This is a genomic window from Flavobacterium sp. FlaQc-48 (genome assembly GCF_044007335.1).
Taxonomy (GTDB): Bacteria; Bacteroidota; Bacteroidia; order Flavobacteriales; family Flavobacteriaceae; genus Flavobacterium.
Map to the genome: position 1 here is coordinate 484,609 of NZ_JBIPCR010000002.1, position 18,459 is coordinate 503,067.

Genomic DNA, 18,459 nt, shown 5'->3' on the forward strand with positions numbered 1-18,459 from the left:
CCAAATCAAAATGAAAAAAATATTATTTCCAACCGATTTCTCTGACGCTGCTACAAATGCGTTTGTACATGCTTTAGAATTTGCTAAAATTGTCAACGCCGAGCTTATTTTGTTGCATACATTTGAAATTCCCGTTTATGACAGTCAGTTTTTTCCGGAAAATTATGCTGCAATTTACAGTTCAATAGAGTTAGCAAAATTTGAAATGTTTAAAGATGAAATCCCAAAATTAAGAGCTATTGCTAGCGAAAGAAAATTGGATGATATTGTCATAAAGCACCGTCTAATGGATGGCGATTTGATTTATAATTTAAAAAATGCAGTAGAAGAAGATCATATTGATTTTGTTATAATGGGAACATCAGGAGTTTCAGACTGGACGAAATTCTTTCTGGGATCAAATACGAGTTCCGTAATTTCTGAAGTAAAGGTTCCGGTTTTATGTATTCCTGCGGATGCAAAATTCAAAAAGATAAAAGTTATCGGATTTACAACCCGTTACCGTGATAAAGATAAAGCTGAACTTAGAAAAGTTTTGGCTATCGCAAAAAAAACAAATGCAAAAGTAAAAAGTTTGTATGTTAGAACTTCAAATTCAGATGTTTCAGATGAAACGATAAAAGAGTGGGAAAAAGATTTTTCAGGTGAAAACCTCGAATTTTTAGTTCTGCCAAGTGATGAAGTCAAAGAAACCATCATTGATTTTATACTATACAAAGATGTCGATGTATTGACAACTATTACGCACAAAAGATCTTTCTTTGAAAGTTTATTTGAGGCAAGTTTTACAAAAAAAATAGCAAAAGAAGTTTCAGTACCCGTTTTGGTAATGCACGAAAGCTAATAAAATCTGTTGTTTTACAATAGTAATTTTGAAAGTGTAAAACCTATATTTGTATTTCATTCAAATTAAAAAAATGGAAGCATATAAAAATAAGGTTGAGCACTATACTACAATTTTTCATAAAATCAATAAGAGATACAATAGCATAAGTATTCTGCGACTTTTAAGTGTTTTTCTGTGTTTATTTTTAATGTTTTATTACATAAAAACCAGTGAAATTCTTTACGCAGCTTTTGCTTTTCTGTCTTTTGTTGGTTTTATTTTTTTAATGCGAATTCATTCCCGGCTATCCTTTCAAAAAGAGTTCACTACAGCAATTTTAAAAATCAATCAAAATGAGATCATTTATTTAAAAAGGGAAAAAATCCCTTTTGAAAACGGAATTGAATTCAATGATTTTCATCATCCCTATGCGTACGACCTGGATATTTTTGGAGATCATTCGTTATTCCAGAATATAAACAGAACGGCTACTTTTATTGGAAAAAAAACATTAGCAAATCAATTATTAAACTTATCGTCTAATGAAACTATTCTGGAAAACCAGGAAGCTATTAAAGAACTTAAAACTAAAATCGATTGGCGTCAGGATTTCCTGGCCCTGGCAATGATTAGTAATGACAGTAAAAACTCTTATGATTCATTAATTCATTGGAATTCATTTAAAAATAATACTTTACCTAAAGTTTTAATTGCGCTGTCTGTTATTCTTCCAACTTTGTTTTTGGGATTTTTGACAGGCTATTTTATTACTTCAAAAGCGATTTTGCTATCCTATCTGACGTATATTTTTATTGCAAATATGATTGTTTTAGGACAATCTTTTAAGCGAATACAATCTGAAATTGCAAAAGCAGATAACGTAGATAAAATCATTAAACAATACAGTTTATTAGTTCAGAAAATTGAAACGGAAACTTTTCAGTCAAAGAGGTTAACTGACCTGCAAAGGCAACTTGTTTTTAAAAATGCTACCGCAAGTAAACATTTAAAAGATTTGTCAGAGTTGTTTTCCAGAATGGATACAATTAACAATTTTGTAACCGCAATTGTATTCAACGGAACATTCTTATTTAACCTTCATGTTCTAAAAGCGCTTTTAAAATGGAAAGAAAACTATTCGGCAGAACTTGAAAAATGGATTGCTATTATTGGAGAATTTGAAGCTTTGAATAGCTTAGCCAATCTGGGATATAATAATCCTGATTTTGTTTTCCCTGAAATCAATTCAGACTATAAAATCGGATTTTCAGATTTGAGTCATCCTTTGCTTAATCCGTCGACAAGAGTAGGGAATGACACTCATTTTTATCCGGAATCATTTATGATTTTAACAGGTTCTAATATGTCCGGAAAAAGTACTTTTTTAAGAAGTTTGGGGATTAATATGGTTTTAGGCGGAGCAGGGTCAGTTGTTTGTGCTTCAAAAGCTAATATTCACCCACTTCCAGTTTTAGTTTCAATGCGATTATCAGATTCTTTAGCGGATAGTGAATCTTATTTTTTTGCTGAAATCAAACGTTTAAAACAAATTATGGATGCGCTGGAAGAACAGCCCGCTTTTGTTTTATTAGATGAAATTTTAAGAGGGACTAACTCTGATGACAAGCGTAACGGAACAATTGAAGTAGTTAAAAAGATTATAGCAAAAAAGGCCATTGGAGCCATAGCGACGCACGATATCGAAGTCTGCCTGACAACAAACGAATATCCTGATATTTTAACCAATGAATGTTTTGAAGTAGAAATTAAAAACAACGAACTTCATTTCGATTATAAACTCCGAAGTGGAATCTGTAAAAATAAAAGTGCTACTTTTTTAATGCAAAAAATGGGAGTGATATAATTTTAGATTTTGACTTATTTGGCATTTTAAGTAAAAAAGACCTGATTCACTTATATTGCACAGTTTTTTATATAGTTTGTCATCCTGAGGCACGAAGAATTACACCAGAAAATCTGCAAAGAATTCGACAAGATTGAAGAATTACTAAGGAGATTCTTAGTGCCTCACGATGACAAAAAAGTAATTATTTTAATCCTTCCGTTATCGTTTGCACGAAAGCTTCAACCGGCTGGGCTCCGGAAACGGCATATTTCCTGTCAAAAACAAAAAACGGAACTCCTTGTACACCAATTTCATTGGCTTCATGAATGTCAGAATGAACGTCTTTTAAATAGAGGCTTTCATTTTCAATAACTTCTTTAACTTCGTTTGAATCTAAACCTGCTTTAACGCCTGATTCTATTAAGGTTTGAGGATCGTTTAAATCTCTTCCTTCTGTAAAATAGGCTTTAAAGAAAATTTCTTCCATTTCATCACCCAGCTTTTTACTTTTAGCAAGTTGTATAATACGGTGCGCAGTTAAAGAATTTGAAATAATCGCTTTATCAAAATGATAATCCAGACCAGCACTTTTTGCGCGTTCTGTGACACCTTTATGCATTTCTATAGATTGCTCGACAGAAATGCCTTTTCGTTCCGCTAAAAACGTAAAAACGTCTTTACCGGATTGCGGTGTAATAGTGGGGTCCAGTTGAAAACTTTTCCACTCAATTTCAAATTCGTTATTGGGAAACTCAGCTAAAGCGGTTTCCAGTTGTCTTTTTCCGATATAACAAAACGGACACATGATGTCCGACCAAATTTCTATTTTCATATTACAAAATTAATGAAAATATTTATTCCGGTTTTGGGTTCGCTTTGGCTTTTTAAAGCGTTTTTGGAGAAATGATTCTTTATTTAGCGAAAGTGATTGGTAATACGCTGTTTTATCAACTTTAAAATGATTCTAGTGGTTAAATTGCCGGAAGAGATTTATGTTTTTAATTGTAGAGGATAGCAAATATTTCAAAAAGTGAATTAGAATAAATAAGAGTAGAATTATTGTTTGAGATGAAAAGGAAAACTTTTCTCCTGTATGATTTTTTCAATAAACAGCTCTGCCTCTTTGTTTTCTTTGAATATAAAATCATATAAAGAAAAATCTATAGCAGGTTCTTTTTCTATTGTGGCCAGCCGGATATTTTCGTCATAAATCGCTATAGCAAGTTTATAGGGTTTATTTGGGAAACAATCAATTTCTATAAACCATAATTCAGGCATGAATTTATCAATATATAATTGATCATAGCTGAAATTGTCACTTATAAATTTTAGAAAATTATCTTTATCAATCATCTTATTAAACTTATTGTTTTAGCTGTTGTAAATTAAAGCAAAAAAGGTTTCAGTTTTCAGGTTTTCTTTGTGAAACAATCTGATAAGTATCTAAAAAACTATCTTAATGCAGAACAGCTTCAAGGGTTTTTCCTGATAAGTTTTTTATCTGGAACGTAATTTAAAAACACCTCAAATAAAAAACCGCAAATCTTAAAAAAAGAATTGCGGTTTCTAGGTATAAAAAATGGTTGGTTAATAGCGATATTTTTTTTTACAATGATATGTCTTTAATTCGAAACTAAAAAAGATCCCTGTAACAAAAACAAGTTTTGATGTTAACTATTTAACATCACGGGCATTACCAACATTGTAACAGTTTCACCTTCTTCTAATCCATCAACGGGAGTAAGAATCCCGGCTCTGTTAGGTAATGACATCTCTAACATAATCATATCTGATTGTAAATTGGTCAGCATTTCTGTTAAAAAACGTGAATTGAATCCAATTTGAAGATCATCTCCCTGATAATCACAAGTCAGTCTTTCTTCTGCTTTGTTTGAGTAATCAATATCTTCTGCAGAAACATTTAATTCAGCCCCGGCAATTTTTAGACGAATCTGGTGTGTTGTTTTATTAGAGAAAATCGCAACACGTTTTACTGAACTTAAAAATAAAGAACGGTCAATCATTAATTTGTTTGGATTTTCTTTTGGAATTACCGCTTCATAATTTGGATACTTTCCATCAATCAAACGGCATGTTAAAATATAATTATCAAATGAGAAAGTCGCATTTGAATCGTTGTATTCGATTTTTACTTCAGCATCAGAACTTCCAAGAATACTTTTTAAGATATTTAATGGTTTCTTTGGCATAATAAAATCAGCAACCTGAGATGCTTTTACATCTGTACGGGCATATTTTACTAGTTTATGAGCATCTGTAGCAACAAAAGTTAATCCTTCTGGTGAGAACTGGAAGAAAACCCCTGACATTACCGGACGCAAATCATCATTTCCGGCAGCAAAAATAGTTTTGCTTACAGCAGTTGCCAAAACATCAGCCGGAACAAGTGTTACAGAGGGTTCTTCAAGGCTTACTGATTTCGGGAATTCTTCTCCTGCAGCATATGCCAAAGCATATTTTCCGGAGTTTGAACTAATTTCAACCGTATTGTTTTCTTCAACTGTAAAAGTTAAAGGTTGTTCCGGAAACGTTTTCAAAATTTCAAGTAAAAGTTTAGCAGGCACAGCCACACTTCCTTTGCTTGTAGAATCGATTGATAATGTAGCAGACATTGTAGTTTCAAGATCCGAAGCCGAAACTGTCAACTCATTATTGTCTAGTTCAAATAAAAAGTTATCTAAAATAGGCAACGTATTGTTACTGTTGATTACACTACCTAAAACTTGTAATTGTTTTAATAAGTACGAACTCGATACTATAAATTTCATCTCTTTTGTTTTATTTTTTTGCTCTTTTTCTCAGTATTTCTTCAACTAAGATAGGTTTTACAAATATATCGTAAACAAACTTAGTTTTGCAAATTTTTTATCAACATCTGTTTTCCATATTTTCTTTTGCGGATGTAGGTAAATACAAATCCAAAAACCAATAAAATTAGAATTGGAAGTCCGATAGTTATGAATTGCGTGAAGCTATAATTTTTATAAACTTTCTCTTTGTCCAATAATGGCAGGTTAACATCTTTGCTTCTAATGTTAATAAGTCCTGTATCATCCAGCAGATAATTAATACAATTCATCATAAAATCTTTGTTGTCGTATAAGTTTCCGGTACGCTGATCATAACCTAATTCAACCGGCATCATGTTTTTATCTAATTGGTTTCTGGCCAAATCGCCATCGGCAATTACAATCATTTTGGTTGGCTTTCCTTTTGCTAAAAATGAATTCTCTTTGAAAGGCAATACGCGATTCTCAAAAGCAGAATGAAAAGAACCTTCCAGCAGGACAGAGAGCGGTATGTTGCCTTTGTTGATATAATCCTGAGGAGAAGTTTTTTCGTTTACGCTATTTAAACTGATTTCTGTCGGAGTCCCGATTACTTTAGAATAAGGAGACGATTGCAATAAAACCGTTTTTTTGATTCCATTTTTTAAAGTGTCGATCGGACTTGCAAAATCAAATTTAATTTGGCCTAAATTTTTTACGATCGGATTGCTGTTGGCTGGTATTACAATTGGAGCAAATTTCCAGATAAATTCCTGATACTGTGTAGCGCTTCCTTGTTCGCCGGTAGCTAATTTTAACTTGCTTCCTTGTTCGTCTTTTACCAAATCAGGATTAATTCTGAATCCGTATTTAAAAAACATGTCGTTTAAATTCAAATCTCTCGGATACGCCAGTGTAGCTCCTGCCTGATTGTACAAACTGTCCATGTCAGCAGCGACCTGATCAATTAACCATAGTGTTTTGCCTCCGTTCATGATAAACTGATCTAAAACTTGTTTTTCTTCATCAGAAAAAGATTCAGTTGGTTTTGAAATAATGGCTAAATCGTATTTTTTTAAGGCATCTAAAGTTCCGGTTGGATTTTTGGCTACTGAATCCAGTGTAAAAGGACCAATGTAATAGCTTTCGCGAATTTGCATTAGCATTTTAGCAATATGAACCTCTTTTAGTTCGCCATTTCCTTTTATAATCGCAACTTTCTTTTGTCTGTCTTTACTAATTTTATTAATCCCGTCTGCAATTGAATATTCTAAATGCTGAATTGAACCTATTACTTTTTGCGTAGTCGAAGTTCCCATTATGTTTTTCAATAAAGGAATATTTACTTCTTTATTGTTATAAACCGCAATTGCCCACGGAAAAACCATTGCCTGAGATTGTTTTCCTTTGTCATCAACAGTAATGTTTATTGGAGTAAGACCTTTTTGATACAAAGATTTTATAACATCCATGCTTTCGTCTTTGTTTTCTAACGGGTTTACGAATTCAAAAACGATATTACCATTGTACGCCTGAAATTCTTCCAGTATTTGTTTTGTTTCCTGCTGCAAACGTCTGAAATCTGCCGGCAAATCGCCTTGCATGTAGATTTTGATTGATAAGGGATTCTTAACCTGTTTTATAATTTGTAAAGAAGTTTCAGATAATGTATATCGTTTGTCTTTAGTTAAATCAAACCGGTGAAAAAATAAACTTCCCAATACATTTAAAACGATTAAAACGAAAACGATAATACCTAACGTTTTGATATTTTGCTGAGTAGATGCTTTCATTAGGCTTTAAAAGATTTTAATTGATAAACAGTAAAAGACAGGAACAATACGGTGATGCTTAAAAAATAAATAACATCCCGGGTATCGATAACACCACGGCTCATACTTTTAAAATGGTCCTGCATACCCAACGACGAAATTACAGCAGAAGATCCCGGGATTAAAGTAGCCAAACCTTCAAAACCAAAATAAAAGATAAAACAAAGAAAAACCGCAACAATAAAAGCTACGATTTGATTTTCGGACAGGGTAGAAGTAAAAATTCCAATAGCAGAATAAGCAGCAATCAGAAACAGTAATCCAAAATAAGAACCAATGGTACTTCCCATATCGATATTTCCTTCAGGAGAACCCAAATTCCAAATTACTTCTACATATATGAAGGTTGGAATAATAGCTAAAATGATCAGTATAAGGGAACCTGAAAATTTTCCGTTTACAATTTCCCAAATTGACAAGGGTTTGGTCAAAAGTAATTCTAGTGTTCCTTGTTTTTTTTCGTCAGAGAAACTTCTCATGGTAACAGCGGGAATCAGGAAAATTAAGATCCATGGAGCCAATGTAAAAAACGGAGTCAGGTCAGCATAACCCGTATTCAGTATGTTATAATCTCCTTCAAAAACCCATAAAAATAGTCCGTTGCTAATTAAGAAAACAGCAATGACCAAATAGCCAATAGGAGAGCCAAAAAAGGATTTTATTTCTCGTAAAATGATTGATTTCATTTATTTTTTGTTTAATCGTTTAATCAGTAATTTTTTTTTTTTTTTTTGATCGTTATCTAGTCCGTATTATTCCCTTTTTAGATAGTATAATTAATATGCTTCCAATTAATAAAAATAGTATTCCAGCATATATATCAAAATATTTCTTTTCTTCAGCTATTGTATCTTTTAGTGATAAATAAGTGTTTTTATCATCACTTAGGGACATGACTATTATCTGTTCATTTTTATAAAGTTTGTCTTTATCTTCTGAAGGAATTAATATTTTAATTGAATCTCCATCTTTTTTTGATTCTTGAAATTTACTTTTTTCAAAGTAGTTTAAATAATCAGCAATTATTTGAAATTTGCAATTATATCCTTTAACCCAAATATAAAATTGTCTTGATATTGCTTTGCCTCCAGAGACGTATTTAAACGAATAATCTTCGATTTTTCCTTCAACAACTTCTAAATCATTTTTACTTTTAATTTTCGGCCTTTGAGTTTGATGAAATAAAAAAAATATTCCAACTGCTGGAAACAACAGTAAGACAAGCCATTTCTCAAATTGCTTAAAAGTAGATTTCATTATTTTTATAATTTTAAAGCAAAGAAACTAATTTATCCACACTCCACGCTTCCGGTTTTGCATTAAACAATTGCTTTGTAAAACTCCAAACCGTATTAAAAAGTTCAGATTGTCTATAATTTTCCAAATCTTCTTCAGTTTCCCAATAACTGTAAGTAAAAAATATGCATTTGTCATTTTTATCCTGATACAATTCTAAAAAACGATTTCCCTCTGCATTTCGTATTTTGTCTTTCACAGATTCAAAATTCTCCAGAAAATCCGGGATTTTTTCTTCGTGAAAACTCATTTTTACTATTCGAACAAACATATTATAATTTTAGATTTCTGAATTTAATTTTTTTTAAGTCTAAAATTATTTCAGGTGCGCAAAAATACCAAAATAGATTGTTCTTTTCAGGAAAAAATAAAATATTCTGAAGTATAGTTTTTACCCTAATATTACCATCCCGACAGAGAAAAGATCACACCAGAGACTCCGCAAACAAAATCAGCAATCTGAAATTTTAATTGAATTTAATCGTAATTACATCTCTGTAATTTAATCCTAACAGGCTATTTGCAGAACCTACTTTAGAAGGATTGCTTCTAAAGATGGCAATTTCAAGAAAACCGGCTTCGTTAAAAATAGCCAGTTTTTCGCCTTCATACGTTTTAATGGGATATTTTTCAGAAGTTGCAATTGCAGAATAATTAGGCAGAATGGTCTTGATGCTTTTGGGCTTCATGGCGATTTCGTAAGGACGTCCTTTTGCAATTTCTAAAAACTGTTTTTTTGAAATATTAGTTATAACGTTTCCAAAATGATCAATGTAAATAACATATCCTTTTAGCGAATTCCCATCTGCAGCAACAACCGGCTGTAATTCAGTTACTTCCTTAACTGCCGGAATTTCTTTGCCAATTACGTTCAGCAAGCCTCCTTTTGCAATATGACAGGCAACTTGTATAAAAATGTCTAAATCACTCGATTCACTGGGAAAGCGATCGTGTATGTTAATCGCAACAATTTTCTGCGGTACAATTTTTTGGGTCAGCATACTTAAAATACCATTATCGGCACATATAAAATAATGGTCATTCCATTGCATGGCAATATGCTGATTTTCCTTGTTGCGTTCAATATCGACCCCAATGAGGTGAACAGTTCCTTTAGGAAAACTTAAGTAAGATGCTCCAATAATGTAACTTGCTTCGGCAGTGTTAAAAGGATCGATGTCATGCGAAATATCAATAATTCTTGCATCTGACAGCTCAGAAAGAATTTTACCCTTCAGCGAACCAACAAAGTGGTCTTTTAAGCCGTAATCAGTAGTAAGGGTAATTATTGACATCATTTTGTTTATAACTATTGGTAGTATTTAAATCTAATTTTCATTAAATTTGAGAAATGCAAATCTAAGAATACTAAATGCAAATTGAAAGAAAGAAAAGACAAATTGCGATAAAATTATAGTAACCGTATATAGTAGTCTCAGTTTGGAGTTTCTGTTTTCAGTGTTTTAATAAAAAGTTGATTTTAAATAAAATTTTAAGTAAATTTTAGTCAATTATTAAAAACTGTGACAGCGACTAAAAACCGTGATTTAAAAAAATACCCGACAGCAATAGATTTACAAAACGAATTTATTTTTAATTTAAACTTATCTCATTTGAACGAAAGAATTATTGAGCTAATAGACATCGCTCCAAAAGACTTTTGGGGCGCACAGGATTCACATCTTGAAATTATAAAAAAGTACTACCCAAAGCTTAAAATCGTAGCACGAGGGACCACTTTAAAAGCCTTTGGCGAAAAAGAAGTTTTAGATGAATTCGAAAAGAGATTTCAGAGGCTTATGCTTCATTTTACCAGATACAACAACATTGACGATAATGTAATTGAACGTGTAATTATGAGTGATGGTCAGGATGAAAAAAAAGCATACGATCATGACAAAATATTAGTTCACGGAGTTGGCGGTAAGATTATTAAAGCAATGACGCCAAACCAACAGTTGTTGGTAGACACCATCAAGAAAAACGATATGGTATTTGCTGTAGGCCCGGCCGGAACAGGAAAAACGTATACGGGTGTCGCAATGGCGGTAAAAGCACTAAAAGACAAAGAAGTAAAAAGGATCATATTGACCCGGCCAGCAGTAGAAGCAGGAGAAAATCTTGGTTTTTTGCCCGGTGATATGAAAGAAAAATTAGATCCTTACATGCAACCGCTTTATGATGCTTTGCGCGATATGTTACCAAACGAAAAACTCGAAGATTACATATTAAAAGGAATTATACAAATTGCACCATTGGCATTTATGCGTGGCCGTACACTTGATAATGCCTTTGTAATTCTCGATGAAGCGCAGAATACGACACATTCACAAATGAAGATGTTTTTGACCCGTATGGGAAAAAACGCCAAGTTTATGATTACCGGTGATCCCGGGCAGGTCGATTTACCACGCAGAACTATTTCGGGCCTTAAAGAAGCCATTTTGGTACTGAAAGATGTTGACGGAATTGGAATTATTTATCTTGATGATAAAGATATCGTACGTCACAGATTAGTGAAAAAGGTAATCGATGCTTATAAACAAATAGAGAATCACGATTAAGTTTAATTTTTACGAAATGTTAAATGTAAATCGTAAAATGTGTTTTAACATTTATTAATATTCGTTTTATTCATAATTCTAATTCATTTAGAAATGAGTAAAACGAATATTTTTTTTAAGTAATACTACAAATTGAGAAATTCATTGAATGGGAAAAATGGAATCGGTCACAATTCTTGTGATAAGCTTATTGTTTTTTGTAATAAATTTAAAAGCTCAAAATAAACATAACAAGCGAAATGATCTTTTAAGTGGTAAATCAAAATTATCTGGTAAAGAAATTGTCTCTGAATTATCAAGGTATGATTTTTTTAATTTGACAGATAAATCAAATTTGAAAAGAACAAAAGCAGAATTTGAAAATTCATATAATGAACTCAACTTTTTTGAAGGTTTAATGAAAGAAGATTTAATTTTTACTGATAATAGGTTTTACGTCATTGATTCTGAAACTTTATTTGAAGGCGGAGGATTGATTCAATATCTGGAAATAGTGAAAATTTCATTTGATAAACTTAATTTGAAACTTGTTTTTTCTGAGGAATACAATAATCAAAATGAAAAACATTGGAAGCATACAATTAGGCTGAATGGAAGAGAATATACAGCATACGATGGTAACTTTGGTGACAATGATTGGGGAATTTCATATATAAACTTTATTAAAATGTTAAATAGCGAGCTTAAATTACAAAATAGTAACGAACAATTTTATCCAATTAGTTCAGGGAATGATGGAAGAATGGTTCTATTAACGGAAAAACAATTTGAGTTTGTACAAGCAAATTATCCAAATGATAATGAGCATCCGAAAAACATTTTTGACTGGAAAAATAGTTATGGCTTGTAAATTATTATAAAAATGACACAATTAGATGATTTCTACCTAAACCAAAACGAACCCATAAAAGGAATTTTTCTGGCATTAAAAGAAATTATTTTAAAGCAGGACAATGAAATTACCAATGTTTTAAAATATGGAATGCCTTTTTTTTGTTATAAAGGAAAAATGTTCTGCTATTTATGGATTCATAAAAAACTCAAACAACCTTATATCGGAATTGTGGAAGGAAAACATTTCGAAGAAACTTATTTGATTCAGGAAAGTCGTTCCAGAATGAAAATTATGCTTTTCGATTCAAACGAAGATTTACCTTTGCACCAAATTGAAACAATTTTACAGAAGGCATTGAATTTATACAAATCAGGAGTTGTTAAAACCTAAATTGGTTAAAAACAATATTTAATGAAATAGTTAAATATATAATAAACTTATGTGATTTTAGACTTTCAGGTCTTCTAATCTTTGCTTAACCGGGCTTAAAATTGTAAATTTGCACATCATAAATATTGGAGTATTAATATGACAAAACTTAAAAATATAAAAGTTGTAGTAAGTGACTTAGACGGAACCTTACTCAACCCTCAACACAGAATATCAGAGTATACGAAATCTGTTTTTCAGGAACTTCACAATCAAAATTATCTTATTGTAGTGGCTACGGGACGTCATCATCTTGATGCAATGGCCATTATAGAAACACTTGAAGTTCCGGTTTATTTGGTAAGTTCAAACGGTGCAAGAATTCATTCACCCGAAAAAGAAGAACTTTTTGCTTTCAACTTAAATAGTGACGTTGTAAAAGCAGCACTAAATGTTGAAATCGATCCTGAAATTACAGTAGTTTTATTCAAAGAAAAGGTCTGGCAGACCAATAGAATAAACGAAAGATTAAATGCTTTTCAGGCAGAGCTAAAATATCGTCCGGAGTTAGTGGATTACAAAACACTGGAAGATTTTGGCGCAATTAAAATTTTCTTCTCCTGTGATAATCATGAAAAATTAGTAAAACTGAAGGATGCTATCTTGGCTAATTCTTCAGAACATTTGCATCATGCTTTTAGTTTGCCAACTTGTTTAGAGTTTATGGACAAGTCTATCGATAAAGCTGTTGCAATCGAAGTAGTATTAGAGAAAGCAGGTTTTACTTTAGATCAGGCTATTTCTTTTGGTGACGGATTTAATGATGTTCAAATGTTATCCGCATCAGGAAAAGGTTTAATTATGGGAAATGCTCCGGCTTTACTAAAAGAAACTTTGCCAAACTTAGAAGTCATTAAAACCAATGCCGAAGACGGTGTAGCCCATTATATTGCTTCAAAAATTTTAAACAAAGAAATTGTAGAGAATTAAGTAGCAATAAAAAAAGTATGAGACCGCTTTTATCATTCTAAAAATTAAAATTTTATACTTTTAATAAAAATAAGATCCTTGGAGATAATACTTCAGGGATTTTTTTTGTTAGATGAATATTTTGCAAAGAAATTCGCAAGCAAATAACAAAAACATTTTTTTAATACTTTTCAAAGTGTATTTTTGTTTTCTCTAAAAAACAAATGCCATGACAAAAAACATTTTTATCCTTGCCTTTTTAATTTTCTCAGTATCGGGTCAGAGCCAGACACTGAAATTAGAAGAAATAATGAAAGGCGAATCTTTTATTGGAAATCAACCAACAAACGGACGCTGGTCTTTAGATGGTAAAAAAGTTTATTTTGAATGGAATCCGACAGATGATTTGGGCGCAAGTACCTATTTCTGGCAAAAAGGAGCAGCAAAGCCAGTTTTGGCTGAGCCAAAAGAAGCCGCATTTTCAAAACTGGATTTTAAAAGAAAACCAAATTCAGATATCGTTTATTATACAGATAAAGGAGGATTATATTCGTACACGATTAGTACAAAAGCAGTAAAAAAAATCATTCAGCAAAGCGCCCCAATTTCAAATCTTGAATTAGGCGCAACGGAAGGAATAGTATTCTTTGAGCAAAATGATAATATTTTTAAATACAATGCCAAAGAAGGAACTATTTTACAAATTACGAATTTTAGTAAAGGAACTAAAAAAGAAAAAACTCCCGAGAAAGATTCATTCCTAAAGACCCAACAAAAAGAATTATTTCAGTTCATTAAAGATAAAGAAGCTAAAAAACAATGGAATGTTGCTAAAAATAAAGCCGTTAAATCTGATTTTGCCAAAGAATATTTTTATGGAAAAGACAACTTCTTTAATCTAAAAGCAAATCCAAATGGAAATTTCGCGACTTTTAGTTTAGTAGAAGAATCAGATAGTAAAAAAGAAAAAATGGAAGTCTTTATAACCGATGATGGTTACAATCAAACTCCCGAAACCAAAAATAAAGTATCTACATCCAATTTAGTAAAAACGAAATTCGGAATTTATTCTGTAGCAAAAGATACAGTTTACTATGTTAATTTTTCGACTTTAAGTCACATTCAGGATACACCAAAGTATTATGAATCGTACGATAATTTAAAAAATAAAGCAAAAGAAGACAAGCTAATTATGGCCCAGCCGCCGGTTTATAACGAAGATGGATCTGTTGGTATTGTTGAAATCAGAAGCCAGGACAATAAAGACAGATGGCTGGTAAGTTTAAATCCTGAAAATGGAACTTTCAAAGAAATTGAACATCAACATGACGATGCATGGATTGCCGGTCCGGGAATTCCATCGTATTCTTTTGATTCAGGAACTCTTGGTTTCTTGGCAGACAATGAGACAATTTATTTTCAGTCTGAAGCTACCGGATATTCACATTTATATACCTATAATTTAAAGTCAGGTAAGAAAACACAATTAACAAGCGGAAATTGGGAAGTTCGTGACGTGACATTATCAAATGATAAGAAAACATTTTACTTAACAACAAATACAACACATCCGGGAAATAGAAACTTTTATAAACTTGCTGCTGCCGGTGGAGCTTTAGAACCAATTCTAACCAAAGACGGTGCGCATGAAGTTGTACTTTCTCCAGACGAAAAATCACTTTTAGTTCGTTATTCTTATAAAAATATTCCTTGGGATTTTTATATCGCCGACAATAAAAAGAATACTGCTTTACAGCAGATTTCTTCATCGGTTTCTGAAAGTTTTAAAAACTACAAATGGAGAGAACCGGAAGTTATTACATTTAAAGCTCAGGACGGAACTCCTGTAAATGCTAGATTATATACTCCAAAAGCAGAAAATGCAAACAAGACAGCAGTCATATTTGTTCATGGTGCCGGTTATTTGCAAAATGCTCACAACTACTGGAGTAATTACTACAGAGAGTATATGTTTCATAATATGCTGACTGATTTAGGGTATACCGTTTTGGACATAGATTATAGAGGAAGTGATGGTTACGGACGTGATTTTAGAACCGGAATTTATCGTTTTATGGGAGGAAAAGATTTATCAGATCACCTTGATGGTAAAAAAGTATTAGTTGAAAAATATGGGATCGATGCCAATAGAGTGGGTATCTATGGAGGTTCTTACGGTGGGTTTATCACTTTAATGGGAATGCTGACAACTCCTGGCGAATTTACATCAGGTGCTGCGTTGCGTTCTGTTACCGACTGGGCACACTACAACCATGGATACACAGGAAACATTTTAAATTTCCCTGAAACTGATCCTGAAGCTTACAAAAAAAGTTCTCCAATTTATTATGCTGATAATTTAAAAGGAAATCTGGTAATGTTACACGGAATGGTTGATGATAATGTAGAGTATAAAGACATTGTACGTTTGTCACAACGTTTTATTGAATTACAGAAAAAGAACTGGAGTCTTGCTTCATTCCCTGTAGAATCACACGGATTTAAAGAAACTTATTCGTGGATTGACGAATACAGCAGAATTTTAAATTTATTTAATTCGACTTTGCTGAAAAAGTAAAACATAAAGTATCTCAGTAGAAAGTCCCGTTTATCGATCATAAACGGGATTTTTTATTTTGATTAAGATTGGAAATAAGAAACTTTTCTAATTTAGCCGGTGGAGACGGTTCCGTAAAACCAGATCCTATTTTACATAGGAAGTTAACAAATACAGCATTTGACAGCGGGAATATTTAATCACACATAATAAAGACTGAAAACGGAAAACTCTTATCGAGGTACAAAAAAGAATCTGAATAGATTCTTTTTTTATTTTAATTAGTTTTAAATTTGCATTCATAAAAAACAACACAACTTAGAATAATGAGCAATACAATCACAACTACAAATTTTAATTTTCCAGATCAGAAATCAGTTTACCGCGGAAAAGTTAGAGAAGTTTACAACATAAACGATGAACTTTTGGTAATGGTAGCAACGGACAGGCTTTCGGCTTTTGATGTGGTTTTACCAAAAGGTATTCCATACAAAGGACAAATCTTAAATCAGATTGCAACAAGATTTATGGAATTAACGGAAGATATTGTACCAAACTGGCTGATTGCAACTCCGGATCCAAACGTTGCTGTAGGGCATTTGTGTGAGCCTTTTAAGGTCGAAATGGTCATTCGCGGTTATCTTTCAGGACATGCAGCACGTGAATATGCTGCCGGAAAAAGACAAATTTGCGGTGTAACTATGGCCGAGGGTTTAAAGGAAAATGATAAATTTCCTGAACCAATCATTACACCTACTACAAAAGCGGATAACGGTTCTCATGATGAAGATATTTCTCGTGAAGATATCCTGGCAAAAGGAATTGTTACTGAAGAAGATTATATTGTTTTAGAAAAATTCACACGTGATTTATTTCAAAGAGGAACTGAAATTGCTGCTGATCGCGGATTAATTTTAGTAGATACAAAATACGAATTCGGAAAAACAAAAGAAGGTGTTATCGTTTTAATTGATGAAATCCATACACCGGATTCTTCCCGTTATTTCTACGCTGACGGATATCAGGAAAGACAGGATAAAGGAGAAGAACAAAAACAATTGTCTAAGGAATTTGTACGTCGCTGGTTGATTGAAAATGGTTTTCAGGGACAGGAAGGACAACAGATCCCGGACATGACAGATGCCTATATCGAATCAGTTTCTGAAAGATACATTGAATTATATGAGAATATTTTAGGAGAAAAATTCGTTAAAGCGGATATTGACAATATTGATCAACGTATTGATAAAAACGTATTAGATTACCTTGCAACGAAATAGTAATTTTCGGGTTTAACTAACAATTTAAACCATGAACTTTATTCCAAATAAAAAAAATGCCTTGTTATTTCTATTGATGATAACAGGGCATTTTCTTTTTGCGCAAATTGATAAAAATGCAACAAAAGAAACGAAAGCTTTGTATGAGAATTTAAAAACAATTTCAAAAAAACATATCCTTTTTGGACATCAGCATGCGTTAGAATACGGGCATGGCTGGTCGAATGAAGAAAACAGATCAGATGTGAAATCAGTTACGGGTTCACATCCTGCCGTTATTGGAATCGATTTTAGTGGATTTTCAGGACATCCTAAAGAAGAGATTGAAAAAACTACAGCAATTCTAAAAAAGAATGTCATTGCCACTTATGAAAGGGGCGGAATCACAACGGTCTCCTGGCATTTCATGAATCCGGCTTCTTCGGATAGTTTCTACTGGAAAGATTCAACTTCTGTAGCTGCCATGAAATTAATTAAAGAAGGCGGATCACATCACGAACAGTACAAAGAAATTTTAAAAACCATTGCTGATTTTGCTCATTCGGTAAAGGCAAAAGACGGAACACTGGCACCAATGATTTTCAGGCCTTTTCATGAGTTTGACGGAGATTGGTTCTGGTGGGGAAAATCGCATACTTCGCGCGAAGATTTTATAGCTGTCTGGCAGTTTACGGTTTCTTATTTACGGGATACTTTGGGCGTTCATAATTTTATTTACGCTTTTTCCCCAGATGCCAGATTCAATTCTGAAAATGAATATTTAGAGCGATATCCGGGGGATAATTACGCAGATATGTTAGGCATGGATGATTACGGAGATTTTGGACGTGACGGAAAGTACAACATCGAAGCTGCAGTAAAAAAACTCAGAATAATATCTGATCTTGCCATCAAAAAGAAAAAATTAGCTGCTTTGACAGAAACCGGTTTAGAATCAATTCCGGATAAAATCTGGTGGACAGAAACTTTATTAAAGGTTTTAAAGTCTGAGCATCTTCAGCTAACGTATGTGTTAGTCTGGAGAAATGACACTACAAGTGCAACTCATTTTTACGCGCCTTTTCCGGGGCAGCTAAGTGTTCCTGATTTTATGAAGTTTTATAACGATCCATTTACCTTGTTTGAAAATGATTTCAAACAGATTTATTCTAAAAAATTTAGTTTAAAATAAAGACTTTTACATACATAAAAAGAAGTGCAATGATGTTTCTAACTGAGTTGCACTTTTTTTTATATTTTTTTTCATTTAAGTGCAACGTTTTTGATCATTTACTCGTCTATTATAGTAAAGAAGAA

General features: G+C 32.5%; 17 protein-coding genes. 9 read left to right on the forward strand and 8 right to left on the reverse strand.

What is annotated here, in order from left to right:
• Positions 1-10: 10 nt before the first annotated feature.
• Entirely contained in the window at positions 11-844 is an 834-nt protein-coding gene (locus tag ACHRWY_RS05240) for a universal stress protein (RefSeq protein WP_395353172.1), read from the forward strand.
• A 73-nt stretch (positions 845-917) separates the two neighbouring features.
• Entirely contained in the window at positions 918-2,690 is a 1,773-nt protein-coding gene (locus ACHRWY_RS05245; protein ID WP_395353173.1) for a DNA mismatch repair protein, read from the forward strand.
• A 184-nt stretch (positions 2,691-2,874) separates the two neighbouring features.
• On the opposite strand, the gene ACHRWY_RS05250 is transcribed toward ACHRWY_RS05245, so the two are convergent.
• The 8 genes from ACHRWY_RS05250 to ACHRWY_RS05285 all read right to left on the reverse strand — a co-directional run bounded on the left by ACHRWY_RS05250 (position 2,875) and on the right by ACHRWY_RS05285 (position 9,884).
• Complete coding sequence (locus tag ACHRWY_RS05250; RefSeq protein WP_395353174.1) at positions 2,875-3,504, reverse strand: DsbA family protein; 630 nt, start codon at positions 3,502-3,504, stop codon at positions 2,875-2,877.
• Positions 3,505-3,728: 224 nt separating this feature from the next.
• A complete protein-coding gene (locus ACHRWY_RS05255) occupies positions 3,729-4,025 on the reverse strand; it encodes a hypothetical protein (protein WP_395353175.1) in 297 nt (98 codons plus the stop codon).
• A 317-nt stretch (positions 4,026-4,342) separates the two neighbouring features.
• Complete coding sequence (dnaN, locus tag ACHRWY_RS05260; RefSeq protein WP_395353176.1) at positions 4,343-5,461, reverse strand: DNA polymerase III subunit beta; 1,119 nt, start codon at positions 5,459-5,461, stop codon at positions 4,343-4,345.
• A gap of 80 nt (positions 5,462-5,541) precedes the next feature.
• On the reverse strand, positions 5,542-7,254 hold the full coding sequence (gldG, locus tag ACHRWY_RS05265) for a gliding motility-associated ABC transporter substrate-binding protein GldG (protein ID WP_395353177.1): 1,713 nt from the start codon (positions 7,252-7,254) through the stop codon (positions 5,542-5,544).
• Positions 7,254-7,979 carry a gliding motility-associated ABC transporter permease subunit GldF gene (gene gldF, locus ACHRWY_RS05270; protein WP_395353178.1) on the reverse strand — a complete coding sequence of 242 codons (726 nt, stop codon included), beginning with the start codon at positions 7,977-7,979 and terminating at the stop codon, positions 7,254-7,256. Before gldF ends, gldG begins: the two co-directional genes overlap by 1 nt.
• Positions 7,980-8,031: 52 nt before the next feature.
• Entirely contained in the window at positions 8,032-8,550 is a 519-nt protein-coding gene (locus ACHRWY_RS05275) for a hypothetical protein (RefSeq protein WP_395353179.1), read from the reverse strand.
• A 13-nt stretch (positions 8,551-8,563) separates the two neighbouring features.
• Positions 8,564-8,860 carry a putative quinol monooxygenase gene (locus ACHRWY_RS05280; protein WP_395353180.1) on the reverse strand — a complete coding sequence of 99 codons (297 nt, stop codon included), beginning with the start codon at positions 8,858-8,860 and terminating at the stop codon, positions 8,564-8,566.
• Positions 8,861-9,056: 196 nt separating this feature from the next.
• On the reverse strand, positions 9,057-9,884 hold the full coding sequence (locus tag ACHRWY_RS05285) for an S-adenosyl-l-methionine hydroxide adenosyltransferase family protein (protein WP_395353220.1): 828 nt from the start codon (positions 9,882-9,884) through the stop codon (positions 9,057-9,059).
• 318 nt (positions 9,885-10,202) lie between these two features.
• On the opposite strand from ACHRWY_RS05285, the gene ACHRWY_RS05290 reads away from it, so the two are divergent.
• The 7 genes from ACHRWY_RS05290 to ACHRWY_RS05320 all read left to right on the forward strand — a co-directional run bounded on the left by ACHRWY_RS05290 (position 10,203) and on the right by ACHRWY_RS05320 (position 18,334).
• A complete protein-coding gene (locus ACHRWY_RS05290; protein WP_395353221.1) occupies positions 10,203-11,153 on the forward strand; it encodes a PhoH family protein in 951 nt (316 codons plus the stop codon).
• A 148-nt stretch (positions 11,154-11,301) separates the two neighbouring features.
• Positions 11,302-12,003, forward strand: coding sequence for a hypothetical protein (locus tag ACHRWY_RS05295; protein ID WP_395353181.1), 702 nt, complete (start codon positions 11,302-11,304; stop codon positions 12,001-12,003).
• A 12-nt stretch (positions 12,004-12,015) separates the two neighbouring features.
• Complete coding sequence (locus ACHRWY_RS05300) at positions 12,016-12,378, forward strand: DUF1801 domain-containing protein (RefSeq protein WP_395353182.1); 363 nt, start codon at positions 12,016-12,018, stop codon at positions 12,376-12,378.
• Positions 12,379-12,516: 138 nt separating this feature from the next.
• Positions 12,517-13,347: a Cof-type HAD-IIB family hydrolase gene (locus ACHRWY_RS05305; RefSeq protein WP_395353184.1), complete on the forward strand. Its 831-nt coding sequence runs from the start codon at positions 12,517-12,519 to the stop codon at positions 13,345-13,347.
• Between the two features lie 208 nt (positions 13,348-13,555).
• On the forward strand, positions 13,556-15,904 hold the full coding sequence (locus ACHRWY_RS05310) for a prolyl oligopeptidase family serine peptidase (protein WP_395353185.1): 2,349 nt from the start codon (positions 13,556-13,558) through the stop codon (positions 15,902-15,904).
• 305 nt (positions 15,905-16,209) lie between these two features.
• On the forward strand, positions 16,210-17,163 hold the full coding sequence (locus tag ACHRWY_RS05315) for a phosphoribosylaminoimidazolesuccinocarboxamide synthase (protein WP_395353186.1): 954 nt from the start codon (positions 16,210-16,212) through the stop codon (positions 17,161-17,163).
• A 31-nt stretch (positions 17,164-17,194) separates the two neighbouring features.
• Entirely contained in the window at positions 17,195-18,334 is a 1,140-nt protein-coding gene (locus ACHRWY_RS05320; RefSeq protein WP_395353187.1) for a glycoside hydrolase family 26 protein, read from the forward strand.
• Positions 18,335-18,459 lie beyond the last annotated feature (125 nt).